Annotated in this window: 20 protein-coding genes and 1 pseudogene; 8 read left to right on the top strand and 13 right to left on the bottom strand. The window is 65.0% G+C overall.

The features are described from left to right. The first annotated feature begins 19 nt into the window (after window positions 1-19). Entirely contained in the window at window positions 20-2,425 is a 2,406-nt protein-coding gene (locus AT701_RS06655; protein ID WP_058125488.1) for a YecA family protein, read from the top strand. 18 nt (window positions 2,426-2,443) lie between these two features. Here the strand turns inward: AT701_RS06655 and AT701_RS06650 are convergent, their stop codons facing one another. From AT701_RS06650 to AT701_RS06610, 9 genes are all read right to left on the bottom strand, one after another. Beyond that, complete coding sequence (locus AT701_RS06650; RefSeq protein WP_058125487.1) at window positions 2,444-2,833, bottom strand: type II toxin-antitoxin system VapC family toxin; 390 nt, start codon at window positions 2,831-2,833, stop codon at window positions 2,444-2,446. Beyond that, on the bottom strand, window positions 2,833-3,087 hold the full coding sequence (locus tag AT701_RS06645; RefSeq protein WP_003892665.1) for a type II toxin-antitoxin system VapB family antitoxin: 255 nt from the start codon (window positions 3,085-3,087) through the stop codon (window positions 2,833-2,835). Before AT701_RS06645 ends, AT701_RS06650 begins: the two co-directional genes overlap by 1 nt. 20 nt (window positions 3,088-3,107) lie before the next feature. Next, window positions 3,108-4,277: a Wadjet anti-phage system protein JetD domain-containing protein gene (locus tag AT701_RS06640; RefSeq protein WP_058125486.1), complete on the bottom strand. Its 1,170-nt coding sequence runs from the start codon at window positions 4,275-4,277 to the stop codon at window positions 3,108-3,110. Continuing rightward, a complete protein-coding gene (locus AT701_RS06635; RefSeq protein ID WP_058125485.1) occupies window positions 4,274-7,657 on the bottom strand; it encodes an ATP-binding protein in 3,384 nt (1,127 codons plus the stop codon). Before AT701_RS06635 ends, AT701_RS06640 begins: the two co-directional genes overlap by 4 nt. Further along, window positions 7,650-8,228, bottom strand: coding sequence for a DUF4194 domain-containing protein (locus AT701_RS06630; RefSeq protein WP_038557632.1), 579 nt, complete (start codon window positions 8,226-8,228; stop codon window positions 7,650-7,652). The genes AT701_RS06635 and AT701_RS06630 overlap by 8 nt, the downstream gene beginning before the upstream one ends. After that, entirely contained in the window at window positions 8,225-9,655 is a 1,431-nt protein-coding gene (locus AT701_RS06625) for a DUF3375 domain-containing protein (RefSeq protein WP_058125484.1), read from the bottom strand. The genes AT701_RS06630 and AT701_RS06625 overlap by 4 nt, the downstream gene beginning before the upstream one ends. A 76-nt stretch (window positions 9,656-9,731) precedes the next feature. Next, window positions 9,732-10,121, bottom strand: a complete 390-nt coding sequence (locus AT701_RS06620; protein ID WP_003892660.1) for a type II toxin-antitoxin system death-on-curing family toxin — start codon at window positions 10,119-10,121, stop codon at window positions 9,732-9,734. Further along, window positions 10,118-10,315 (bottom strand): type II toxin-antitoxin system antitoxin Phd, encoded by a 198-nt coding sequence (phd, locus tag AT701_RS06615; RefSeq protein WP_011727559.1) that lies wholly within the window; start codon window positions 10,313-10,315, stop codon window positions 10,118-10,120. Before phd ends, AT701_RS06620 begins: the two co-directional genes overlap by 4 nt. Before the next feature lie 147 nt (window positions 10,316-10,462). Beyond that, window positions 10,463-10,759 carry a nucleoside triphosphate pyrophosphohydrolase gene (locus AT701_RS06610; RefSeq protein WP_003892658.1) on the bottom strand — a complete coding sequence of 99 codons (297 nt, stop codon included), beginning with the start codon at window positions 10,757-10,759 and terminating at the stop codon, window positions 10,463-10,465. 67 nt (window positions 10,760-10,826) lie between these two features. Between AT701_RS06610 and AT701_RS06605 the strand changes: the two genes are divergently transcribed. The 3 genes from AT701_RS06605 to AT701_RS06595 all read left to right on the top strand — a co-directional run bounded on the left by AT701_RS06605 (window position 10,827) and on the right by AT701_RS06595 (window position 14,402). Further along, window positions 10,827-11,906: an HNH endonuclease gene (locus AT701_RS06605; protein ID WP_058125483.1), complete on the top strand. Its 1,080-nt coding sequence runs from the start codon at window positions 10,827-10,829 to the stop codon at window positions 11,904-11,906. A 234-nt stretch (window positions 11,907-12,140) separates the two neighbouring features. Beyond that, a complete protein-coding gene (locus AT701_RS06600) occupies window positions 12,141-13,214 on the top strand; it encodes an SMP-30/gluconolactonase/LRE family protein (protein ID WP_223495413.1) in 1,074 nt (357 codons plus the stop codon). 108 nt (window positions 13,215-13,322) lie between these two features. Next, window positions 13,323-14,402, top strand: a complete 1,080-nt coding sequence (locus AT701_RS06595; protein ID WP_058125481.1) for an HNH endonuclease — start codon at window positions 13,323-13,325, stop codon at window positions 14,400-14,402. Window positions 14,403-14,422: 20 nt separating this feature from the next. Here the strand turns inward: AT701_RS06595 and AT701_RS06590 are convergent, their stop codons facing one another. The 3 genes from AT701_RS06590 to AT701_RS06580 form a co-directional block, all read right to left on the bottom strand. Continuing rightward, window positions 14,423-15,334, bottom strand: coding sequence for a hypothetical protein (locus AT701_RS06590; protein ID WP_058125480.1), 912 nt, complete (start codon window positions 15,332-15,334; stop codon window positions 14,423-14,425). A gap of 71 nt (window positions 15,335-15,405) precedes the next feature. Further along, window positions 15,406-15,618 (bottom strand): hypothetical protein, encoded by a 213-nt coding sequence (locus AT701_RS06585; protein WP_058125479.1) that lies wholly within the window; start codon window positions 15,616-15,618, stop codon window positions 15,406-15,408. A gap of 129 nt (window positions 15,619-15,747) precedes the next feature. Continuing rightward, window positions 15,748-16,934 (bottom strand): IS3 family transposase gene (locus AT701_RS06580; RefSeq protein ID WP_430929662.1). Its coding sequence is split into 2 segments (ribosomal slippage): window positions 15,748-16,626 and window positions 16,629-16,934, totalling 1,185 coding nucleotides; the frame shifts between segments, so codons are not numbered across the junction. A 63-nt stretch (window positions 16,935-16,997) separates the two neighbouring features. On the opposite strand from AT701_RS06580, the gene AT701_RS06565 reads away from it, so the two are divergent. Then, window positions 16,998-18,223, top strand: a protein-coding gene (locus AT701_RS06565) for an IS3 family transposase (protein WP_085976171.1) whose coding sequence is annotated in 2 segments (ribosomal slippage) — window positions 16,998-17,229 and window positions 17,229-18,223 — 1,227 coding nt in all. Because the reading frame shifts where the segments join, the coding sequence is not laid out codon by codon here. A gap of 696 nt (window positions 18,224-18,919) precedes the next feature. Here the strand turns inward: AT701_RS06565 and AT701_RS06560 are convergent. Continuing rightward, window positions 18,920-20,239 (bottom strand): IS256 family transposase, encoded by a 1,320-nt coding sequence (locus AT701_RS06560; RefSeq protein ID WP_011727856.1) that lies wholly within the window; start codon window positions 20,237-20,239, stop codon window positions 18,920-18,922. A gap of 129 nt (window positions 20,240-20,368) precedes the next feature. Between AT701_RS06560 and AT701_RS06555 the strand changes: the two genes are divergently transcribed. The 3 genes and pseudogenes from AT701_RS06555 to AT701_RS06545 all read left to right on the top strand — a co-directional run bounded on the left by AT701_RS06555 (window position 20,369) and on the right by AT701_RS06545 (window position 23,776). Beyond that, window positions 20,369-20,620 (top strand): hypothetical protein, encoded by a 252-nt coding sequence (locus AT701_RS06555; protein ID WP_058125477.1) that lies wholly within the window; start codon window positions 20,369-20,371, stop codon window positions 20,618-20,620. Between the two features lie 74 nt (window positions 20,621-20,694). Beyond that, window positions 20,695-22,097: pseudogene (locus tag AT701_RS06550) on the top strand (IS1380-like element ISMsm10 family transposase). 275 nt (window positions 22,098-22,372) lie between these two features. Beyond that, window positions 22,373-23,776, top strand: coding sequence for an IS1380 family transposase (locus tag AT701_RS06545; RefSeq protein WP_058124898.1), 1,404 nt, complete (start codon window positions 22,373-22,375; stop codon window positions 23,774-23,776). Window positions 23,777-23,986 lie beyond the last annotated feature (210 nt).

The raw sequence follows: 23,986 nt of genomic DNA, 5'->3' as shown, positions 1-23,986 counted from the left end.
ACCGGCGCCACGGCATAGAGTGGCCACCGTGACCGACGCCGTGGCCCGCATCCTGGCCGAACAGGGACCCCTGCACACCGACGAGATCGAGCGTTTGCTCCAGGCAAGCGGCGAGCCGGTGCCGGAGCCTGTTGTTGATGAACTGTCCATGCCTGTCGGGATGCTGGTCGACGACCGCTGGGTGTGGTTGCCCACCGTACTGGACGGTCGGGTGTTCACACACCGCCTCAGCGCCCACGAGGTGGCCCACGACATGCTCGACGCGGCCGTCGACCTCGACCCCGTCAGTGATCTGTTCCATCTTGACGAGTACCTGCGCCTGGCCGATGGCTCACCGGTGAGCTTCGCTGTTGCGGACTACGACGACGAGTTGCTGGAGGACCGCGGCATCCCACTGGAGTTGGCCGGTGAGTCGGGCGTGGTGCTACTGGCGCCGGGGACTCTGGCAGCGCTCAAGGCGGCCGAGGGCGATTTGGTCGGGCTGCGACTGACCGACCAGGGGCTGGCGCTCGAAACCATCGAGACCGTCGTGGATGCCGATATCGGCAACCGATTGGCCGAGGTGCTGCCCGGCGATGAGCCGACGTTCGTCGACGCAGCGGCTTTGACGCTGTGCGCCGAGGACCCGACAGTGTTCGTCGAGGCGACGGCGCCGCTGAGCGAGGTCATCCGCGAAGCCGGCCTTGCCTACAGCGATGGGTTCATCGCGCCGGCTGGGTTCGACTTCGGACGCTGGCGTTTTGAGACCGCCTGCCACAGGTCAGCCGACACGCACGGCCTGGATCCCGACGACGCGGTGGCGCTGCAGACGCTCATCATGGCGTTGGAGCAGTTGACGGTCGACGCCGACTCCTTGCCGCTGCTGCGGAGAGCGGGTGCGGCGTTGGAGAATCCGGTGGTCGCCGACGCTCTGGTCGAGGAGACGGTCGACGCGGGGCGCGGTTCACCGGAGTCATTGAGCCGGCTCACCGAGGCGCTCGAGGCGCAGGTGCCGCGGCCGGCGCGGGCGGCCGTGCGGTGGTTGCGGGCCACGGCGCTGGAGCGCGCCGGCGACATCGCGGCGGCCGAACGTGAACTGCTCGCGGCCGAAACGATGGACACGGAGTGGCCGCTGACGCTGGTCGACCTGGCACACATCGCATCCGACCGCGGTGACGCTGAGCGTGCCTTGGCGCTGCTGCGCCGCGCCGGGTTCCCACCCGACCATCCGAATGTTCAGTTCTTGCAACGGTATCTGGTCGCACCGCGGCCGGACCTCGGCCGAAACGAACCATGCTGGTGCGGCTCCGGCCGCAAGTACAAGAAATGCCATCTCGGCAACGAGCAGCTTTCCCTGGAGGAACGCGCGGCCTGGCTGTACAGCAAGGCGGCCCAGCACGTATCGGAGACTCATTGGCACGGCATGCTGCTGGAACTGGCCCTCGAACGCAGCCGCTACGCCGATGACCTCCACGACGCAATCGCCGAGGCGATGTCCGACCCGTTGGTGATGGATGCTCTGCTGCACGAGGGTGACGCGTTCGCGGATTTCCTGCGGGTACGCGGGCCGCTGCTCCCGGACGATGAGCGCGCGCTTGCCGAGCAGTGGCTACAGGTGGATCGCTCGGTCTTCGAGGTCGAAGCCGTGCGCCCCGGCGAGAGCGTGACCGTCCGCGATATCCGTACCGGCGACCGTCACGAGGTACGGGAGCGCCTGGCCAGCCGGGAGGTGACGGAAGGTCAGCTGCTGTGTACGCGGGTGCTGCCGGCCGGGAGCGTCATGCAGTTTTTCGGTGGTATCGAACCGATTTCGCTGGGCGAGCGGGATGCGCTGATCGAACTTCTCGACTCCGGTCCCGACGAGGTGACGTTGGTGGAGGCGCTCACCAGGCGGTTCGCGCCGCCGACGTTGACCAACACCGAGGGTGATTCGCTGATGGTGTGCGAAGCCGCCGTGCGGCTCGCCGACCCGGCGGTGCTCGATGAGGTGTACGTGCGCGCCGATGACGATTCACCGCAGTGGTTTGAGCATGTCCCCGGCAAGCCGCAGATCCGTGCGTCGCTGAAGCTCGACGGCGACACCTTGCGCGTGGAGACCAACAGCGAGGAGCGGATGGACCGCGTGCTGGCGGAGCTCGGCCGGCTCAACCCGGCGATGACGGTGCTGGAGGATTCCCGTCGGCCGATTAGCGACTTCACTGCGTCCTCTCGGGAACCGATCGAGCCGGACGATCCCGAAATACTCACGGCCATGGAGGAATTCATGCGCGGCTACGAAACCCGCTGGCTCGACGAATCCATCCCGGCGCTGAACGGTCTGACACCACGGCAGGCCGCCGACGACCCGACACGGCGTGGTGATCTGATCAAGCTGCTTGACAGCTTCCCGGCGACCGAGCGGGGTATGAACGCCGACCGACTGCGCGCGGCGTTGGGGATGGACTGACGTGAATTCTGACCTCGTTCAGTGGACCGCAGCGACGTCGGTGAGCCGAAAATCCTCACCCTTGAACAACAAAGGCTGACCGCTGACCTTGGCGAGCGCATAGGAAAAACAGTCGCCGTAATTCAGGCCTGCAGGATGGCGCCCCTTGCCGTATCTCCGGTAAGCCAACCGGGCGGCGTCGGCCTGATCGGCATCCACAGCGACCAGTGCCACTGATGCGCGATGCAACCACAGATCGAGTTCGCGACCACCTGGCTCGCCGAAGCGACTTTCGATCACGATCGCTGTCTCCAGATACGACGCGGTGGACATAGTCCGAACAGGATCGTCAGCCACCGCCCCCTCCAACAACTCGGCGTCGGGTTCGTCGGTCAAGATGGCAACGAGGGCAGAAGTGTCGATAACCATCAGGACGGCAGACCGCGGTCGTCGTAGCCCAGGATCGATTCGGCTGTCCGGTCGTCCAACACCGGTAGGGCTGCGCAGCGACGACGGATCGCGGCGAGTTCCTCACGAAGCGGAACGACCTGAGTGCGCCCGACAGTGCGCGCCAGTCGCTCCCGCAGTGCCATCACCACCGCCTCGGTCAGTGTCTCCCCCGTACGTGCCGCTAGCTCTCTGGCCAGCCGGTCGGCTTCCGGGTGTTTGATGCTTAGAGCCATGTCTTGATTATAGACAGACTTCATGAATCTATACGACCTTGATAGATCGCCTTCAATCGGCCCTCGACCCAGCCCCAGTCGATCCGCTCCTGTTCGAGGCGTACGCGATCGCCGAGGCTGTCCTCGACGAGTTCCCGGTAGAGCTGCTGTTCCTCGGGTGACAGTCGAGGCAGGATCGACCTAGCAGGACGGTCCTCCACCACCCAGCGGTCACGATGGGCGATCAGGGTGGCTCGGTCCATCAGAACGGACTCTACTGTCGGCAGCCACGCCCGAAGTCGGTCGAGAATCGCAAATCCATGGGTATCGATATCGCCCCAGTACACGACGCGGACACCGGCCAACCACGGCAGCCGCCCGACGTTGTCGACATCGAAGCCCTTCCCCCAGATCACCACACCAGCTTCAGGGACGTCGACGCTGAGATAGCTGATCTCGTTCTCGACGATCACCGCTGTGCGTGGCCGCAGGTCGAGCTGCGCCAATTCATCAGGCCGGACCGCGAGCTCCGAGAGAGGTGCCGGTAGCCCCAGCGACGGTGCTGGTCGCAGCCGAACAAGGCTGGGCTTGGACCGTAGCCCGAGTTCGGTGAGGAATCCCTGGGCCGAGGATGGCACGCCCAGAATCCCGGCCAAGTCCGACCGGCGGCGTTCAACGAACTTCGTGTCCACGCCGGGCGCACTGATCTCGCGCAGGTAACGCTGCGAGTGCCGGTGTCGGTCGAGCCACTCGCAAGCCGCGATCAGCTTCGGCATGTCCGCCGCCAGTGCCAGCGCCCGGTGCGGGTTGGCGATCACCCATTGACGAATTCGGGGATGATCGTGCGCCGACGCGAGCAGCTCGTCGAAACGCCCAACAGCCGCCGTCACCCCCAGCAGTGTCCACGCCTGGCCGTATGAGCAGATCACCGCACGAGCGGGAAGCATGTTGCGGCCGAACTTCTTGCCGCCCACCGACTTCCATTCCAGCATGTACCGCGCATCGTCGTGCCGCCCCGCGTCGAGAGCCGTCACCCAGTCGCGCACACGTGCGACGTCGTCACCGATCTGCGCCGGGGTGGGACCACGAAGCGGCAGCTCGATTGGCGCGAACGGCTCCCCCTTTCCGTAGGCGCGCAGCAGGGAGCCGTCGTCCCAGCGGCGCCTGACCTTGGCCGCGATGTCACCGGGTGTGGCCCACATGGTGCTCACGGCCGCGTTCCGTTGCGCCGGGCGCGATACTCCTCGATCGTCATGGTCTGCAGACGCGAATACGTTCCGGTCGGGTTGTCCACGATGCCGATCGCCTTCACGTACGGTTCGATGACGTGCACCTTCTGCAGCGGTGTGACGATCAACAGTTGGAGCCCGAGAGTCGCGAAGAGATCGAGCGCGTACCGTGTCGACACGTCCGATCCGCGCCCGAACGCCTCGTCGATGACGGCGAAGCGGAAGTCACGCGACTCCTCGGCGCCCCATTCGAGCCCGAACTGGTAGGCCAGCGACGCCGCCAGGATGGTGTAGGCGAGCTTCTCCTTCTGCCCGCCGGACTTGCCGTCCGAGTCGCTGTAGTGCTCCCACTCGGCGCCCGTGTCTACGTCTCGTTCCGAGGCTGAGAACACGAACCAGTTGCGGACATCGGTGACCCGCCGGGTCCAGTTCCGGTCCGATTCGGCGTAGCCCTCGCGACCTCGGAAACGCTCGATGATCCGCTTCACGTCGAGGAAGCGCTGTTCGGAATACTGGTCGCCATCGACCGCCAGCGCGTCGTTGGTCAAGTTGCGAAGATCTGAACGGAACTGTGCGACATCCTGATTGGTGGTGGGCTCCTTCTCCAACCGGATGAAGCGGCCTGGGTTGTAGGGCACTGCGCCCAACGCCTCGTTGATGCGGTCGATGCGTTCGTCGATGGCTGAGGCCTGCCGGTTGAGCCAGTTGTTGAAGCCAGCCAGCTCCTGGATGGCGTTCTTGTTGAGCTGTTCTTTGAACTCTGACTCGAATCGCGGCAGGTCGTCGGTCGCCACGCGGTGCCGAAACGCCAGGAAGTCGCCGCGCGCGTCGACGGTGGCGTCCATGTCCGCGCGCAGCTCGGGCCACCGGCGAAGCACCTCCAGCATGTACTGTGCCAGGCTCTGGCCATACCCGCCGAGCTCACGGGTCAATCGCTCGATGCGCCGGTACAGGTCTTCCGACAGCGCCGACTCGGCGGCGGCGCAGTCGTCGGCTCGAGTGGGCCGGCTCGCAGCGAGCCGGCGGTCGAGAGCGGGGTAGGACGCCCGCGCCACCTCGAGTTGCTCGGGTGACTGTGCAGTCACGAACTCCTGATCTCGTTTTCGGTCCTGCTGCGCGCGCTGCACGGCTGCGGCCGTGGTGGCGAGCTGACCGGTGAGTTGTCTGATCCGCTCGGCGACAACGCCGGCTTCTTCGGCATTGCGTTCCAGTGCCCTCGTGATCTCCTCCAGTCGAGAGGATCCTGACTGCAACCGAGCCCGCTCCGCGTCGTGGGCCCCGGCGCGCGATACGGCCTCGTCGGCATCGAGCTCAGTCCAGGACCGAAAGCCCTCGATTCGCACAAGGGCGTCCAGCCGATGCTGCAGCACTTCCCTGCGCGCACTCAGGGCGGCCGCGACGGCAGCGGCCTCCTGCCGATCGCGTTCCAGGTCGGCGAACTCGTCGCGCAGGGCGGTGAGCTTTCGTTCGTTGACCCAGCCCAGCACCCAGCGGCGTGGGTCGTCGACGCGGTGCCGATCGTCCTTCTCGTGCCGGTCACCGGACCGCACCTGCCCCTCTCGGGTGACCGCGCGTCGCAGGTCACGGAACTCCTGGAGTGTGGTGGCGCACCGGAAGTCGGCGCGCTTCATCAGTTCGTTGCGGAGGTACTCCTCGAACGGGCCCTCCCGAACTTCGATGCAGTCGGCCAGCAGCAGCCCGTCAGACTCCGCTGGCTGCAGCCGCACGCGGCGCGCAGCGACCCGCTCATAGACCAGTTTGGCACCCCTGCCGGCGACGGTGAGCCTGCGTTCGTTGACCCATCGGGTCACGGCGTCGTAGTGCGGCTGCGGCACCAGCAGCGAGAGTGCGAAGCCCCGCAGCACTCGTTCAGCGGCACCTCGCCACTCGGCGCGTTCGTCGTACACATCGAGGAGCTCACCGGCGTAGGGCAGCTGCTCCGGTGTCAGTCCGATTGCGGCACACAACTCTTCGCGCATCACGACCTGCTCATGAGGCAGGTTGCTGGTGCGCTGTTCAAGGCTCTCGATCTCCGCGCTGAGGGTGGTGCACTTGCGTTCACAGTCACGCTCACGGCCGATCGCGTCGACAGTGGCGGCATCGACCTCGCGCTTCTCGGCGGCCAGCCTGGTGCGTTCGGCAGCGACCAGAGTGGGCAGGTTGAGGAACGCCTCTTCATCGGCGACGGTCGTCAGCCCGGCCTCGCCGACCGCGGAGTCGAACAATGTCCTGGCCTGCCGCCGTGACTCGGCCTGGGCACGGGCCTCGTGGGCCAGCCGCTCCAACTCGCCGATGCGATCCCCACCGGCCTTGGCACGCTCCTCGATCAGGGAGTCGCGTTCGTGGTTGAGTCTGCGCTGGTCGGCTTCGGCGGCATCCTGTTGCTGCCATAGAGCGGCGCCGTCGGCCTCTAACCGACCGATCTCATCGGCGAGAAGTCCGGAACGGAGTTCGGCGATGAAGAGCCGAACTGCCGATCGTTCGTGCTCCAGGCCGTCGCGTTCAGCCAGTGCGGCATCGTATTTGGCCGCAGTGTCGGCAATCGGTTCCAGCGCTTCGAGCTGCTCACGTGCCCGCTTGACGGCGTCGTGGGCCCTGGTCAAGTCGTCGAAGTGGCTGATGATCTCGCGAATGCGTTCGGTCGAGTCGCTCGGCTCGAGCATGTGGTCGCGCACGAAATCGTTGAGGTTTCCCACGGATTTCATCGAGACCGTCTGGTGGAACAGCTCGAGTGCCTGTTCCGATCGGATTCCCAACAGCCGTCGCAACGAGGTCGCGTACTTGGGGAACTCGTCGAAGATCTCCGCTCCTGCGGATCGCAGCCGCTTTCGCAGTTCGCGCAGATCGGAGCCGAAGTCGGCGAAGTCGACGGCGATCGACAGCTCCTTGGTTGCGGTGACGAAGAACCGATAGGGCTGTCCGGTGCTCTCACGCTGCTGGAAAACCTGGGCGAGCGTGACCGTCTCGTCGTGGCCGTGGTTGCGGAAGACACCGAGGATCACCGAGTAGGTCCGTCTGTTCTCCCGCAGCCCCTTCGGCCGAGACTTTCCGGTGGCCTCGTTTCGTTCGGATCGGTAATGGCCTTCGACGTAGGAGCGCAGGGTGCGTTCCTTGGCGTCCGCGCCGGCAGCCTTGTTGTAAGCGGCTTTGTGCGACGGCACCAGCAGCGTGGTGAGCGCATCCACGATCGTGGACTTGCCCGATCCGATGTCACCGGTCAGCAATGCGGTCTCGGCGCCGGGAGTGAACCGCCAAACCTGGCCGTCGAACGTTCCCCAGTTGTAGATCTCGGCGTACTGGAGTCGATATCCCGCCCCGGGACGCACGCTCAGTTCGGCTGTCCGAGAGATCGTTTCACTCATCGCCTGCTCCTGCTCCAGCGTATTGGCGCAGTTTGGCCGCGAAGTCCGACAGGGTCTGGGCATCGACATAGGCCTTGAGGATGCGTCGCACCTCCCAGTGGTCGCGCTGCCCGCGCAGCTGCCGCAGGAAGCCGAACTCTGCGGTCTTCCTGATGGTGGTCTCCGCCTGGTCCACGACTCGGGCGTCGTTGGTGGAGTCGGCTTGGAACAGCCGCAGCATCTCCACGATCTGTTCGGTGCTCAGGACCAGACGGCCGTCGCCGCCGCTGGTCTCGAACTCGACGAGCCGCTTACGCAGCAGCACCAGCAGCAGACTGACGTTGTAGGTCAGCGCGCGCCTGCGCACCAGGCGCGGCAACTCCTCCTCACCGTCCTCCGAAGGCCGGGAGCGCAGGTAGGCGTAACCCTCGGCGTCGTCGACCACCACATCGATTCCGATGGTGGCGAAGTGGTCCCGAACGCCGGCCCCCGCACGTTCCAGCGTCAGCCACGTGTCCTCATCCGCATCGCGGTAGACGACGCCCTGCATCAGACGAATGATGGCGGTTGCCACTGCACGTTCGTTGCTCATCGACGTCGCACCGTCACCTTCGGCAGTCTCGCCCGCTTGGTGATGTCCGGGTCGGCTGGGTCGGGGTATTCCAGGACGGTCTCCTCGGTGTCATCCACGTCGATTGCCAGGTCGTCCTCGTTGAGGGCGAGATAGCCGACAATCTCGGCAGCCCCCTGCTCGATCGGGTGCACCGCAACAACATCGGACAGCAGGGCTGACGAGTCCTCGGGCAGCACGGCGCGGATGGTGTCGGCCAGACGTGCCTGGTCGATGTATGTCTGCGCGAAGAGTAGGTCCGCGTTGACCTCCTCGGTCGCCGCCGAGACGTGGCTCTCTACCGCCACCTCTGCCGGCGGTTGATACAGCGGACGCTCAAACGGCAGCGCGATCTCGATGCCCGGTTCGTCGACCTCCAGCCCGAAGGTCGGCGGGGCATCGCGAACTTCCAGCGCGATGCTCTCCACCGCCCGAACCAGGTCCAGGACCCGCCGGTTCTCCAGCCACACCTGGTCGTCGAGGAAGCGGCGCAGCTGTTCGGAGATCTGCCGCACCGTGCGCTGCGCTCGGTCTGCGGCCTCAGACCAGTCGTGATGGATGCGACGTATCCGCGGGTCGGCTTCCAGGACGTCGAGTGCGGACACCTTGGCGATCAGCTCGGCGAGTTCGGCCTGACGCTGCTCGGACAGCAGGAAGTCGTAGAACGCCTGAAAGCTGCGTCCCTGATCTGAGCCGGTGATCTCCGAACGGCTGCCCACCAGTTCCTCAAGCAGGCCGCCCTTGGAGCCCTCCCACGCGGCGATCCGCTCGCGGGCGGCTCGGTCCAGCAGCCGGAAGTTCTCCTCGACCTCGCGGAAGTCTGACAGCAGTTCACGCGCGGTGGTGGACAACTGCTGGTAGCGGTCGCGTACCGCTGTCGGATCCAGCACGGCGATGTCGCCGGCTTCGACAGCCGCGATCTCCGCCTCGAGTTCAGCACGGCGGCGACGAAGTTCGGCCAGCCGGACATCAGGTTGGACCTCGGTGCCGTGCACGATCTGGCGCAGGAGCGCGACCACGGTGTGCAGCCGGGATTCGGTTCCCACGAAGGACCTGCTCTGAAGGTTGACGACCCAGGCGTATGCCTTCTCGAAAGCCGGTGTCACCTCGTAGTGCACTTCGTCGTCACCCGGCGGGTAGAATCGACGCAGATAGCCGGCATCGGTGGCCGCCCAGTCCTCCAGATACGCGCGCGGCTCCTTGGGATAGCGACTCTCCCCGGATCCGGCACTGAGCGCGTAGAGATGGTTGTCCAGCGCCTCCGCGACCTGGCCTGCCGGGCATGCACCGCGGTTGGCCTCCACGAAGAACTCCCCCAGGAACGACAAGACCAACGAGGCATTGCCCGCTCGCAACAGCCGCCACGCCGGATGCCGGTCACGCAGTGCAGTGATCGCGTCGTAATCCACGATCCGAGGGTAGGCACTACCGCCGACATGTGGGGATCGAGTTACGGGAGCCTCGGACGGGCCGCGCTACCAAAGTTCACCCCGTCTGCGCAGCGGCGAAACCGGCCAGCTCGGCGGCGATGGAATCCAGGTCGCAGTCACGGGTGGCCACCTCGTTCATGAGGTCCTCCGCGCGATCGACATCGAAATCAGCCGCCAGCTGTACACCGTTGATGTGCAGAAATGTCCATGCCGCAGCCCACGCAGTGCGCTTGTTACCGTCGACCAGCGCATGGTTCCGCGCCAGGGACTGCAACAACGCAGCGGCCTTGTCCCACAGCCGCGGGTACGCATCCACGCCATACACCGTGGCCTGCGGGCGGGCAACCGCAGCGTCGAGCAGTCCGTAGTCCCGCACCTTCAGCTCGCCGCCAAAAGCGATCGATCCCGCGGTGAGCACGTCCTCGCGGTCGAGGTACTCGGTCACGCCAAGCGGCGGTTGAGCTCAGCCGAACGCTCAGCGACCAGACGCGCCGCCTCGGCGACCCTGCGCTTGTGCGCGCTGGCACGCTCCATCACGGCGGCGTGCGCGAACTTCTTCAGCGACAGGTCATCCGCCCGGGCAGCAGCGCGGATCTGTTCCATCTCGGCTTCGTCGAAGTCGATGTTCAGCGACGGCATACGCACAATAGTACCGCTATCGGTACCAAATTCGGTACCCTCTCACTCATGTGCAGGCCTCCGTCCCCTTTGGGGGACCCCTTCGGCGGCGCGGCGTCAGCAGTCGTTGACACGCGGTCTCCTCCGGCGCTGAGCTCGGGTAGTCGACTACACGTGCCCCGACCGCGCGGGCGTCAATAACGTCGATCCACTGGGGATCAGTGCGACGTTCGGGGGGACGCCATGTTGGATGCCATTGCCAGAAGCGCTCTCGCCTCGATGACGATGGCGGCCTCCCTCCAGGGCCGCGTCCCGGGTGTCCGCGGCGCGCAGCTCGGCAACCTCCTCGTCCAGCTTGGCGTCCAGAGCGGCCCAGTACTCGTCGTCGGACAGCGTGCGGATCACCGGCGTGCGGCCCGACGCACGGATGAGCTCGGGAATCCTGTCCCGGACAAGTTTGGCCACGCTGTCGGTTCCCTTCGTGATAATCCTGTCGAACCGTTGTGGCGCAGTGCACCGACATGGGGGTGGCGTGACAGGAGCATCCGATCCGCTGCTACTCGGGCAGCGCGTCGTCGCCATCCTGGAGACCGGGCTGCGCACCGCGACTTACAAGCTCGCGACCCTGATGGCCCTGATCGAGCACTGCGTCGAGAACCTGCCCACCGATCCCGCCGCCACGCTGGCCGTGCCCATTCCCGCGCTGGCGCACCGCGTGCTGGAGATCTACTGGCAGCAGGTGCGCCCTTTCGACGGTCACGAGCTGCGCCAGTCCACTCAGCCGAAGGCCCGGATCCTCGCCGCCACCAAGGCCTTACGCGATCTCGCGGCGACACGGCGTGGCGGACTGTCGGTCGACATCGCACGGCAGCGCGCACCGGAGGCCTATCAGCGGGCCATCGACGACATCACGCTGTGTCTCGCGCAGCAACCCCTGTACCGGTTGCAGAAGCTTCCGGGCGCATCGCGCAGCGACGCGTTCCTCTACGACGACTCGTTCCTGCACGATGACGTCAGCCGCAAGACGCTGCGGGATCACGGCGACGCGATCGTCCTCAAACCCGGTGTCGCCCATGGCCTTGCCCGGCTGGCCGGACTCCTGAAACCCGCGCTGGAGATCATGTGGGTCGAGGACGTGCGGAGGATGAACCGGTTCCTCGACGCCGATGTGCCCGATGTGGCGGGGCACCTGTTCGGCCGTGAGCGCACCGCCCTGGCCGTGGTGCGCGAGCCGTTCAAGGAAGCCTTTGGCCCGCACTGCTTCTACTGCGGAACGCACCTTCCCGCGAACAATCCGATCGACCATGTGCTGCCCTGGTCGCTGGTCGGCATCGACGGCCTGGCCAACCTGGTGCTGGCGTGTGCGCGCTGTAACGGCGACAAAGGTGGGGCCTTACCCGCGGTGGGGATAGTCGACCGTGTGCTGGAACGCGACCGGACGGTGCTCGAGGAGATCGCGTCGGAAATTCAGTGGCCGACCCAGCATCCACGGGTGGTCGCCGCGGCCCGCGGCATCTACCGCGGACAGCCGGCCGGTGTGCCGACGTGGGCGGGGTACCGCCGCAGTGAGCAGTTGGATATCCGATTTCCGCCGTGGTGGGCTGACCGGTGATTCTCAGTGTGGCTCGAAACCCGTAGTGCGCCCGCGATGTTCGGTTCCGAGTTTCGTACGCGCATCGATGCCGCAGCGGTATCGATCCATGTCGGAATGGGATTAGACCCGCCTCGGTATCGCGCGTAATTTCACGCTCAGCACCAAAGCCGGTGCCAGTACGGGCTGAAAAGAGAGTCGATGTACACGACGCGGCGCAACTTGCTTTTCGGGACGGCGGCGACCATTGTGGCCATGACCACGGGCGCGTGCTCGTCGTCGGCGGCGCAACAACCCCAGGCGCAACCCTCCGCTCCCCCGACCCCGCCATTCCAGCCGAACCAGCGCTATCCCGATCCGGCGATCGAGATCCTCGATCCGAGCATCACCAAGTACCGGCTGTTCTCCAGCTCGCTCGAGCAGGTCGCCACCGGCATGCGCTGGGCCGAAGGACCGGTGTACTTCCCCGACGGCGGCTACCTGCTGTGCAGCGACACCCCGAACAACCGGCTCATGAAGTTCGACGAAAAAGACGGCAGCTTCACGGTATTCCGCCATCCGTCGAACTACTCGAACGGGAACACGCGCGACCGCCAGGGCCGGCTCGTCACGTGTGAGCACTCCGAGACGCGGCGCATCACCCGCACCGAGGAGAACGGCGACATCACCGTGCTGGCCGACAGTTTCGAGGGCAAGCGACTCAACGCGCCCAACGACATCGTGGTGAAATCCGACGACACCATCTGGTTCACCGATCCGTTGTTCGGCATCAACGGTGAATGGGAAGGCAGCCGCGCCGAGCCCGAGCAGGCGACCACCAACGTCTACCGGCTCACGCCTGACGGTGAGCTGACCGCGGTGATCACCGACCTGGTCAACCCAAACGGGATCGGGTTCTCCCCCGACGAGAAAAAGCTCTACGTGATCGAGTGGCGCGGCACCCCGAACCGCAGCCTGTGGAGCTTCGACGTCAACGACGACGGCACCGTCGCCAACAAGACCAAGCTGATCGACGCCGCCGACCAGGGCGCGCTTGACGGGTTCACCGTCGACCGCGACGGCAATCTGTGGTGCGGCTGGGGCAGCAACGGCCTGGTCGCCGACCAGCCGACCGACGTCGGTGGCCGCAAGGTGTACGAACTCCGCGGCAAGCCCGAAAATCTCGACGGCGTCATGGTTTTCAACCCGCAGGGCAAGCCGATCGGTTTCATCCACCTGCCCGAACGCTGCGCCAACCTCACCTTCGGCGGCCCGGAGAACAACCGCCTCTACATGGCCGCATCGCATTCGCTCTATGCGCTGTATGTGGAGGCGTTCGGGGCCACGTGATCGGTGTGCGAGTCTGGCGCCGAACCAGCTGACTTCTGTCACGCTGTCCGTTCTTCCCGCGATAATGCTCTCGTACGGTTCGACGAGACAGCGTCGTGAGGAGATGGCGTGACCGAGGCATCCGACCCTCTGCTGCTCGGACAGCGCGTGGTCGCCATCCTCGAAACCGGTCTGCGCACCGCCACCTACAAGCTCGCGACGTTGATGGCGTTGATCGAGCACTGTGTCGAGAACCTGCCCGCCGACCCCGCGGACACGCTCGCCGTGCCGATTCCCGCGCTGGCACATCGTGTGCTGGAGCTTTACTGGCACCAAGTTCGGCCCTTCGATGGGCATGAGTTGCGTCAGTCCACCCAGCCGAAGGCTCGGATCCTCGCTGCCACGAAGGCCCTACGTGATGCTGCGGCGACGCGGCGTGGCGGGCTGTCCGTAGACATCGCGCGGCTGCGTGCTCCGGAAGCCTATGACCGCGCCATCGACGACATCATGCTGTGTCTGGCGCAGCAGCCCCTGTACCGGTTGCAGAAGTTGCCGGGTGCATCGAGCAGCGACGCGTTCCTCTACGACGACTCGTTCCTGCACGACGACGTGAGCCGCAAGACGCTGCGTGCCCACGGTAACGCGATCGTGCTCAAACCGGGCGTCGCGCACGGTCTGGCGCGGTTGGCCGGACTGCTGAAGCCCGCACTGGAAATCATGTGGGTGGAGGACGTGCGGCGGATGAACCGATTCCTCGACGCCGACGTGCCTGATGTCGCCGGCCACCTGTTCGGACGTGAACGCACCGCACTCGCCGCGGTGCGCGAGCCGTTCAAGGAAGCCTTTGGCCCACACTGCTTTTACTGCGGGACTCATCTACCCGCAGACAACCCGATCGACCACGTGCTGCCCTGGTCGTTGGTCGGGATCGACGGTCTGGCCAACCTGGTCCTGGCATGTGCGCGCTGCAACAGCGACAAGGGTGGCGCGTTGCCCGCGGTGGCGATCGTTGATCGTGTACTGGGGCGGGATGTAGCAGTGCTCGAGGAGATTGCATCAACCCTGCAATGGCCGACCCAGCATCCACGGGTCGTCGCCGCGGCTCGCGGAATCTACCGCGGACAGCCAGTTGGGGTGCCCACCTGGGCGGGCTACCGCCGCAGCGAGCGGCTTGATATCAGCTTCCCGCCCTGGTGGGCTGACCGGTAAGACGTTCGCTTGTCGAAACGTCAAACCAAAGTGAGGCGCTTGGCTTCCACCTCAATTTCGAGAACAGCGTCGAGCTGCCACGGCCTCGCCCATTCGAGGAGAAGATCGTCCCAGGATGGCGCCGCGGCCGTCGCGCGTCGACGCTGGTCCTGGAGCGCACTCCAGCCCAAAGTGGCGATTCGCATCAGGACGGGGACATTGATGTGTCGCACCGCGAAGGCCGGATTCTCGGTCAGAAGGAGGACTGCGGTCGACTTGCCAAGGGCCACGGCACCGACGAGCCCATGTCCGGCGAGGAGCATCTCGGTCTGCAATGCGCGTTCGGCTGCAGTCAGTTGTAGAGTGCCGCGGGTCTGGTACGCACGGGCCAATATGTGGGTGCGGATGATCGCCTCAGTGCTGAGCACCGACAGTGTCGGTGTCAGCATCCCCGACCGAACATTGAGCCCCTGACCGAGTGGTCGCGGTCCTTCGTAGGCTGCGTAGGCGAACTCGCGTACCCATTGGTTGTCCAACTCGTTCAGCTTGCTGAACCCCGGTATCGGCAGGCTCATCGGGGTAACGATGTCGGCAGCCAGATGCTTCGCCCACAGGATCATGGCTTCCGGCCAGCTGTCCACCGTGCGCCAGGTGGATAACGACACCTCGACGGACATCTCGTTCCCGTGCGGCCATGCCGTTGCACGAAAGACTCCTTCGCGGATCTGACGGAGCGCTTCGAGGGGCCGAGCTAGATCATGCCCGGCAGACTTCACCCGATGCCCGGGGCCGCCCACGCCGATTCCGGTGTAATCGATCGGCAGGCGCCGGCCGTCAGCTTCCCATCCCTTGATCAAGTTCGATTGTTTCAACTTACCGAGGCTGTCGGACACGAGACCGTCGAGTTGTGTGTCGAAAAGGGTTGCTGCGGCGCCGGCCAGGCCGAGCACCATGAAGTCGTCACGTGCCCACGGCAGCCGCTGCGAATCAAGCCAGCTTTCGTAGCGCTCCTGTTGTGCTGGCGTCAGGGCGGAGTACAGATCGACGTCCTCCCACCCGTGCTGAGACGGAGGGCGTCGTTGGCATCGGTGAGCTCGCTGTACGTCATTGCCGGATCGAACGTCACCGCCGGCAGTGCAGGGCTTTCATCGTCGGCAAGTGCCGCGTCAAGGCTGCGTTCGATCTCGTCCAGGATCCGATGTTGGGAATCAAGGTTGCGATAGATCGACTCATCCATCAGCGGGCTCTTTCGCGTGGCGCGGTTGGCAGCGCCTTCTGTTCGGCAATGTGGTCCAGAGCGGCCTGCAGGGCGATCTCGGCCAGCTGCGTGCGTTGGGTCTGCTGCACGAACAGGTGACAGTTTCGGTCACGCGGCCTGACTGGCCGGTGTGGTCATGATGGCTTCGAACTCGATGGGGGTCAACCGGTCGAGGCCGGCCTGGCGCCGGCGGCGATGGTAGGTCCGTTCGATCCAGATGACGATCGCGATCCGCAGCTCTTCTCGGGTGCGCCAACGGCGGCGGTCCAAGACGTTCTTCTGCAGCAGGCTGAAGAAGCTCTCCATGGCTGCGTTGTCGCCGGCCGCGCCGACGCGCCCCATGGAGCCGACCATGTCGTGATGGTGCAGCGCGTGTACGAATCTCCTTGACCTGAACTGAGATCCACGATCCGAATGCAGAATGCACCCGGCGACATCTCCGCGTCGGGCTACCGCGCTGTGCAGTGCACGGGTGGCCAGTCGGGACTTCATCCGGGAGTCGATGCTGTAGCCGACGATGCGGTTGGAGAACACGTCTTTGATGGCGCAGAGGTAGAGCTTGCCCTCGCCGGTGCGGTGTTCGGTAATATCGGCCAGCCACAGCTGATTCGGCGCCTCAGCGGTGAAGTCACGTTCGACGAGATCGTCGTGGGCTGGTGGGCCGGGCTTGCCGTTCTTGCCGCGTTTGCGCTTGCCGAACACGCTCCACAGGCGATTGTGCGAGCAGATGCGCCACGCGGTGCGCTCGGCCATCGGTTCGCCGGCGTCGCGGGCCTCTTCGGCCAGGTAGCGGTACCCGAACTCGGGGTCCTCGTGGTGAGCGTCGAACAGGGCGTTGGCGCGGTAGGCCTCAACGAGGTCGGCGTCGGTGACTGGGGCGGCCAGCCAGCGGTAATACGGTTGGCGGGCGAGCTTGAGTACCCGGCACGTCACCGCGACGGGGATCCCGTCGGCGGCGAGCTCTTTCACGAGCGGGTAGAGCCTTTTCCCGGCAGGTTGGCCTGTGACAGATACGCCGCGGCCCGGCGCAGCACCTCGTTCTCCAGCTCGAGCAGCTTGATCCGACGCCGGGCCTCACGCAGCTCACCGGACTCGCTGGTGGTTCTACCGGGCTTGGTGCCCTCGTCGATGTCGGCCTGGCGAAGCCATTTGTGCAGCGTCATCGGGTGCACACCGAAATCGGTGGCGATCTGCTCGATCGTCACACCGTCTTCGCGGTTGCGGGCCACGCGCACGACGTCGTCGCGGAATGATCCGCCCCGGCGTGTCTGGAGAGTTCTTCCGTTGGGAAGGATGGGCACGTGGGATCGAAGTCATCGAGGCGGTATCCAGACGAGCTGAAGGTGCGGGCGGTGCAGATGGTGGCCGATCTGCGCAGCGAGACAGTTTCGGAGTGGGAGGCGATGGGCCGGGTTGCTGACCTGCTGGGCGTCGGTACTGCCGAAACGGTGCGCAAATGGGTCCGCCAGGCTGAGATCGACGCCGGCTCTCGGGCGGGGCAGACCAGCGAGGAATCCGAGGTCCTGCGCAAGCTGCGCCGGGAGAATGCCGAACTCAAGCGGGCCAACGCGATCTTGAAGGCGGCCTCGGTTTTCTTCGCCGCCGAGCTCGACCGGCCCTCTCAGTAGTCGTGGAGTTCATCAGCGCCCACCAGCACATGCGGGTGGGCGTTGATGGTCTCAAGTGGGGTGTCGAGTCGATGTGCGCTGTGCTTTCCGAGTACGGCGTCACGATCGCCCCGTCGACGTATTACGCCCACCGCGCCCGTCAGGGCCCCTCGAAAGCCGACTGGGCCGATGCGCAGGTGATCGATGCGATCTGGCAGCTTCGCCAATCGCAGAGTCTGTACCGAGTCCTGGGCGCTCGTAAGACATGGATTGTATTGCGCACCAATGGTATCGACGTATCGCGCTGTGTCGTGGAACGGGTCATGCGGGAGATGGGTTGGCGGGGTGCGTGCAAGCGCCGGCGGGTGCGCACCACCGTCGCCGATCCGGCAGCGACGCGAGCCCCGGATCGGGTCCGGCGTAATTTCGTCGCCGGTGCGCCTGACCGATTGTGGGTGGCCGATTTCACCTACTGCCGGACTCGTGCCGGCTGGGCCTACACGGCGTTCGTCACCGATGTCTATGCCCGCAAGATCGTGGGTTGGAAGGTGGCTACCGAGATGACCCAGAAGCTGGTGACCGATGCGATCGACCACGCTATCGACACCAGAAAGCGTTCGGGTGCAGCATCTTTGGATTCACTTATCCACCACAGCGACGCGGGCTCGCAATACACCGCGGTCGCGTTCACCGAACGTCTGGCCGCTGAGGGGATCCTGCCTTCAGTCGGATCCGTCGGGGATAGTTTCGATAATGCTCTGGCCGAATCGGTGAACAGCAGCTACAAGACCGAACTCATCGACCGCCAGCCGCTCTATCCCGGTGCCACCGAACTGGCGCTGGGGACCGCCGAATGGGTGGCCTTCTACAACCGTCAGCGACCCAACGGCTACTGCCAGGACCTGACCCCCGATCGGGCCGAAGCGCTCTACTACCATCGCCAACGGCACCCTCATGCCGAGGAGGCACTCAGATAAGAGAACCTCCCGACATGCCGGGGTGGATCAGAACTCACGGGGATAGGGCCTTGCCATGGGGACATCCTTCCAGCCTGCCCACGCTGGACAAGCCAACTCAGATGTCACCTGTTCGTGCAGCAGACCCGCCCGTGAGAACAATCAGGCCGGCGGTCAAGGTCGTAACTCGGGATCTAAGGCGCAGTCATCGAAGAAGTCCGACAATAGGAAAAACGACAAAAAGAAGAACAAGAAAAGCAAGAAAAACCACAAAAAACCCTCCGGTAAATAAGCGACATGCAGTCATCGAGTTGCGCTGGTAAGCCGGGCCATTTGCGCCAGACGGGCCGTCTCGTGAGACTGGCCAAGCAACCAACCCATCGAGATGAGGCGGTGCTGGATCTGTGAGTGACAACGAGCTGCTCCTTGATGTTCACGTATTCCCGTGGGGCAGCACCGTGAGCATCGAGGATCTCGATACCGAGGATCAAGCGGGTGTCCCAGACGGCGCTAAAACCACTATCTGGTGCTGGTCAACAGACCATGCCATCGATGTCTACACATTGAGCGAAGACGAATCCGACGATGCTGAGCGGTTAGTCCACGTACGGGTCTACCGCGGGACCGACCCCACAGGGCTTGGGGAACGAGTCTTCGACGGAAACCTGGAGCTGACCACCGGAAGAGGAATTGTCAATACCTGTGGATCGGGGTGTTTCAGGCGACCTCCGTTCCGGCGTGCTGACCGCCGTCTGAGGGCGATGTTGGCGGGGTGATGTCGGTGGGTCGTTCGAGCAGTCTGCCTTTATGGAAGACCGCGCCGGCGCGGACCAGGGCGACCAGGTGTGGGGCGTTGACGGCACGCCAGCGGGCCGCGGCGGCGTCGATGAGCTTGTAGGCCATCGCTAGTCCGGCCGCTCGTGATCCGGGCCCCTTGGTGACCTTGGTCCTCAAACGCACTGTGGCAAAGGTGGATTCGATCGGATTCGTCGTTCGCAGATGAATCCAATGTTCGGCCGGATACTTGTAGAATTCCAGCAGCACATCGAGGTCGTCGGTGATCTTAGCGACCGCCTTGGGATACTTCGCGCCGAAGTCGGCCTCGAAGGCCTTGACCGCGATCTGGGCCTTGTCGATATCCTCGGCGTTGTAGATCTCCTTGATCGCCGCCAGCGCCGACGGGTGCGCTGATTTCGGCAGTGCAGCAAGAACATTGGCCTGCTTATGAAACCAGCACCGCTGCTCTTTGGTGGCCGGGAAAACCTCGCGGACTGCTTTCCAGAACCCGAGCGCGCCATCGCCGATCGCGAGTACGGGGGCGGTCATGCCGCGGCGCTTGCAGTCGCGCAACAGATCGGCCCACGACTCGGCCGACTCGCGGTAGCCGTCGGTGATCGCCACGAGCTCCTTGCGGCCATCAGCACGCACGCCCAGCATCACCAGCAGACAGAGCTTTTCCTGGTCCAGCCGCACCTTGAGGTGAATGCCGTCGACCCACAGATACACGTAATCAGTGGCCGAGAGGTCGCGGGCCCCAAACGCGCGGGCCTCGTCTTGCCACTGCGCCGTGAGCCGGGTGATCGTGCTGGCCGACAGCCCAGCGCCGGAGCCGAGGAACTGCTCGAGGGCAGGGGTGAAATCGTTGCTCGACAGGCCGTGCAGGTACAGCAGCGGCAGTACCTCGCTCATCTGCGGCGACTTGCGCGCCCAGGCCGGCAGGATCGCCGAGGAGAACCGCTTGCGTTCACCGGTGTCGGGGTCGACACGGCGGTCGTTGACCCGCGGCGCTTTCACCTGCACCGCGCCGGCGGCGGTCAGCACCTCCCGGGGCTGGTGATAGCCGTTTCGCACCACCAACCGGTGACCGTTCTCGTCGAGTTGATCGGCGAACTGCGCCACGTAGGCGGCGACCTCGGCCTGCAACGCCGCGGCCAGCATCTGCCGGGCCCCGTCGCGGACGATCTCATCCAACAACGACCGACCAGCACCGCTGGCCTTGTCGTTGGCGTCCTCGGTGTCGTGAACTACGGTGAGCATGGGCGTACCTTCCCAACCAGCGCGCCAACGCCGGTCTTGATCGAATACCTGATTCCGTGAAGATCATCCCCGGGAAGGTGCGCCCATCTTCACGCCCCCACACCGAGGCTCATCCACAGGTATTGATCATTGCTCGCCACCGGAATCCTGGCGGTCGGTGCCTACATCGGTACTCCGCCCCCAGAACAGCAACTGAACCTGGGCCCCGGCGTTATCCACCTCCAAATCTTCACCGCCAAAGCCATCCAGACCGCGAGAACCGGCCGCGACGACGAATATCCCATCTCCGGGCCCACCGATATCAACGTGCTACTGACCCCCAGCGGCGAGCTAAGCCTCGATCCACCGATGGAAAGCCTGGATAGGCGGGTGTCGATATAAGGAAAGTGCCTTCTGAGCTGCGATGATGAGTGTTCCTTACGCACTTATCGGCACAACTTCGAAAGGCACTTCCGGTGAAAGTGTCGCACAACTTCATGGCTGCGTCTGCAGTGTTCGATGATGAGCATCTGGTGTCGTGCGCCGGCCTGGTGCCGGTGATGACCCTGGCCAGCCAGACCGGGCTATCGGACCTGATCGCGGACAAGGTCGAAATCGTTGAACCGCGGATCAAGTCCGGCTCGGCCAATCCGTCACCGAAGCTGCTCACCGTGGTCGCCGGAATGTGCGCCGGCGCCGACAGCATCGACGACCTCGACCTCGTGCGCTCCGGTGGAATGAAAGCCCTCTTTGGCGGCGTGTACGCGCCCTCGACCATCGGAACACTGTTGCGGGAGTTCACCTTCGGACACGCACGCCAACTGGAAGCAGTGCTGCGTGAGCATCTGGGCGGGCTCTGCGAGCGCGTCGCGTTGCTACCCGGCGCCGATACCCAAGCGTTCGTCGACATCGATTCACTGCTGCGCCCGGTCTACGGCCACGCCAAACAAGGAGCCTCCTACGGACACACCAAGATCGCCGGCAAGCAGATCCTGCGCAAAGGCCTCTCGCCGCTGATCACCACCATCAGCACCACCACGGGTGCCCCGATGATCACCGGAGCCCGGCTGCGGGCGGGCAAGACCAACTCCGGCAAGGGCGCAGCCCGGATGATCGCCCAAGCAGTCACCACCGCCCGCGCCGCCGGTGTCAACGGGCAGATCCTGGTGCGCGGAGACTCGGCCTACGGCAACAGCACCGTGGTGGCCGCCTGCCGCCGCGCCGGCGCCCACTTCTCGCTGGTGCTGACCAAGACCCGCGCCGTCGCTGCGGCCATCGAGGCCATCAGCGATAACGCCTGGACCCCGGTCAACTACCCCGGCGCAGTGCGCGACCCCGACACCGGCGCCTGGATCTCCGATGCCGAAGTCGCCGAAACCACCTACACCGCTTTCAGTTCCACCAACACCCCGGTCACCGCTCGGTTGATCGTGCGCCGGGTCAAAGACGCCCGATACCTCGATGCGCTGTTTCCGGTGTGGCGGTATCACCCCTTCTTCACCGATTCCGACGAACCCGTCGACGCCGCTGACATCACCCACCGCCGCCACGCCATCATCGAAACCGTGTTCGCCGACCTGATCGACGGACCGTTGGCGCATATGCCCTCCGGGCGGTTCGGCGCGAACTCGGCCTGGGTCCTGTGCGCGGCGATCGCCCACAACCTGCTGCGCGCCGCCGGGTGCTCGCCGGCGGTGCCCATGCCCTCGCGCGCGGAGCCACACTGCGCCGCAAGATCGTCAACATCCCGGCTCGACTGGCTCGGCCCCAACGCCGACCCATCCTGCATCTACCCTCGCATTGGCCGTGGGCCCAGCAGTGGCTCACATTGTGGCGCAACACAATCGGCTACAGCCCGCCAACTGCTGCGACCCACTGACCACCGGACCCACAGGCCCCGACCCGAACATCACAGGAAAAGCTGGGCAGACCAGCGGCTACAGGCTGCCCACGACCTGGGCGCACGACAAAAATCAGCCCCAAACAACCTCAACAGGGTCGATCCACGGATCGAGGCTAAGGGGTGCTGCCTAAGCCTCGATCCACCGATGAATTGGCTGGTCGCAGGGTGTCGTGACGAGGAAAGTGCCTTCTGAGCTGTGATGATGAGTGTTCTCTAGGCACTTATCGGCACAACTTCGAAAGGCACTTCCGGTGAAAGTGTCCCATAGGTTCGCTGCGTCGTCGGCGGTCTTCGATGATGCCCATCTCGTGTCGTGCGCCGGTCTGGTGCCGGTAATGACGCTGGCCACCCAGACCGGGCTGTCACAGTTGCTGGCCGACAAGGTTCGTATCAGCGAACCACGGATCAAGTCCGGGTCGGCCAACCCGTCGCCGAAGCTGCTCACCGTGGTCGCCGGAATGTGCGCCGGCGCCGACAGCATTGATGACCTCGACCTCGTGCGTGGCGGCGGGATGAAGACGCTCTTCGATGGGGTCTATGCACCATCGACGATCGGAACACTGTTGCGGGAGTTCACCTTCGGACACGCCCGGCAGTTGGAGTCGGTCCTGCGTCATCATCTGGCCGCACTCTGTGCGCGGGTGGACCTGCTGCCCGGATCCGACACGGGGGCGTTCATCGACATCGACTCACTGCTGCGCCCGGTCTATGGCCACGCCAAACAGGGTGCCTCCTACGGGCATACCAAGATCGCTGGTAAGCAGGTTCTGCGTAAAGGGCTCTCCCCGTTGGCGACGACGATCAGCACCCCCGGAGCGGCGCCGGTGATCGCCGGGATGCGGCTGCGCGCCGGTAAGACCAGTTCCGGGAAGGGTGCGGGCCGCATGGTCGCCCAAGCCATCGCCACCGCCCGCGCCGCCGGCGTGCGCGGGCAACTGCTGGTGCGTGGCGATTCGTCCTACGGCACCCGGTCGGTGGTGGGCGCCTGCCGAGCCCACAATGCGCACTTCTCGGTGGTGATGACCCGCAATACCGCGGTTGATCGGGCCATCAGTTCGATCGACGAGCAGGCCTGGGAGCCGGTCAACTATCCCGGTGCAGTGCGTGATCCCGACACCGGTGACTGGATTTCTGATGCCGAGGTCGCCGAGGTCAGCTACACCGCCTTCGCCTCTACCAAAGATCGGTTCACCGCGCGGTTGGTGGTGCGGCGAGTCAAAGACGCGAGATTTCGGGACGCGCTGTTCCCGGTGTGGCGGTATCACCCGTTCTTCACCAACACAGACTTGCCGACCGCCGAGGCTGACATCACCCACCGCCAGCACGCGATCATCGAAACCGTCTTCGCCGATCTGATCGACGGACCCCTGGCCCACATGCCCTCAGGACAGTTCGGTGCCAACAGTGCGTGGGTGTTGTGCGCGGCGATCGCGCACAACCTGCTGCGCGCCGCCGGCGTGCTCGCAGGAGGTGCCCACGTGGTTGCCCGCGGCGCGACGCTGCGCCGCAAGATCGTCAACATTCCCGCCCGTCTGGCCCGACCCCAGCGTCGACCGATCCTGCACCTCCCCGAGCACTGGCCCTGGACAGAGCACTGGCTCACGTTGTGGCGCAACACCATCGGATACAGCCCACCGCTACCGGCAACGACCTGACCAACGCGCCGAACAGGCCCAACCGGAGCACACAGGAAAAGCTGGGCAGACCAGCAACTACCGCATGCCCGCAACACCGAACGCAGCAGAAACCACACACGGACACCTCAAGGAGGGCCGCTCCACGGATTCAGGCTAAGCCTCGATCCACCGATGAATCGCCTGGTCGGAGGGTGTTGATATAAGGAAAGTGCCCTTTGAGCTGGGATG

It is taken from the genome of Mycolicibacterium smegmatis, from assembly GCF_001457595.1.
Taxonomy (GTDB): domain Bacteria; phylum Actinomycetota; class Actinomycetes; order Mycobacteriales; family Mycobacteriaceae; genus Mycobacterium; species Mycobacterium smegmatis.
Note: the sequence above shows the minus strand (reverse complement) of the source record. Positions and strands in the feature narration are given on the sequence as shown.

Coding starts and splice junctions, on each gene's coding strand:
- AT701_RS06650 (WP_058125487.1), bottom strand. CDS start 2,833: ATGGTTATCGACACTTCTGCCCTCGTTGCCATCTTGACCGACGAACCC.
- AT701_RS06645 (WP_003892665.1), bottom strand. CDS start 3,087: ATGGCTCTAAGCATCAAACACCCGGAAGCCGACCGGCTGGCCAGAGAG.
- AT701_RS06635 (WP_058125485.1), bottom strand. CDS start 7,657: ATGAGTGAAACGATCTCTCGGACAGCCGAACTGAGCGTGCGTCCCGGG.
- AT701_RS06630 (WP_038557632.1), bottom strand. CDS start 8,228: ATGAGCAACGAACGTGCAGTGGCAACCGCCATCATTCGTCTGATGCAG.
- phd (WP_011727559.1), bottom strand. CDS start 10,315: ATGCCGTCGCTGAACATCGACTTCGACGAAGCCGAGATGGAACAGATC.
- AT701_RS06600 (WP_223495413.1), top strand. CDS start 12,141: ATGACCACGGGCGCGTGCTCGTCGTCGGCGGCGCAACAACCCCAGGCG.
- AT701_RS06590 (WP_058125480.1), bottom strand. CDS start 15,334: ATGGTGCTCGGCCTGGCCGGCGCCGCAGCAACCCTTTTCGACACACAA.
- AT701_RS06585 (WP_058125479.1), bottom strand. CDS start 15,618: ATGGATGAGTCGATCTATCGCAACCTTGATTCCCAACATCGGATCCTG.
- AT701_RS06560 (WP_011727856.1), bottom strand. CDS start 20,239: ATGCTCACCGTAGTTCACGACACCGAGGACGCCAACGACAAGGCCAGC.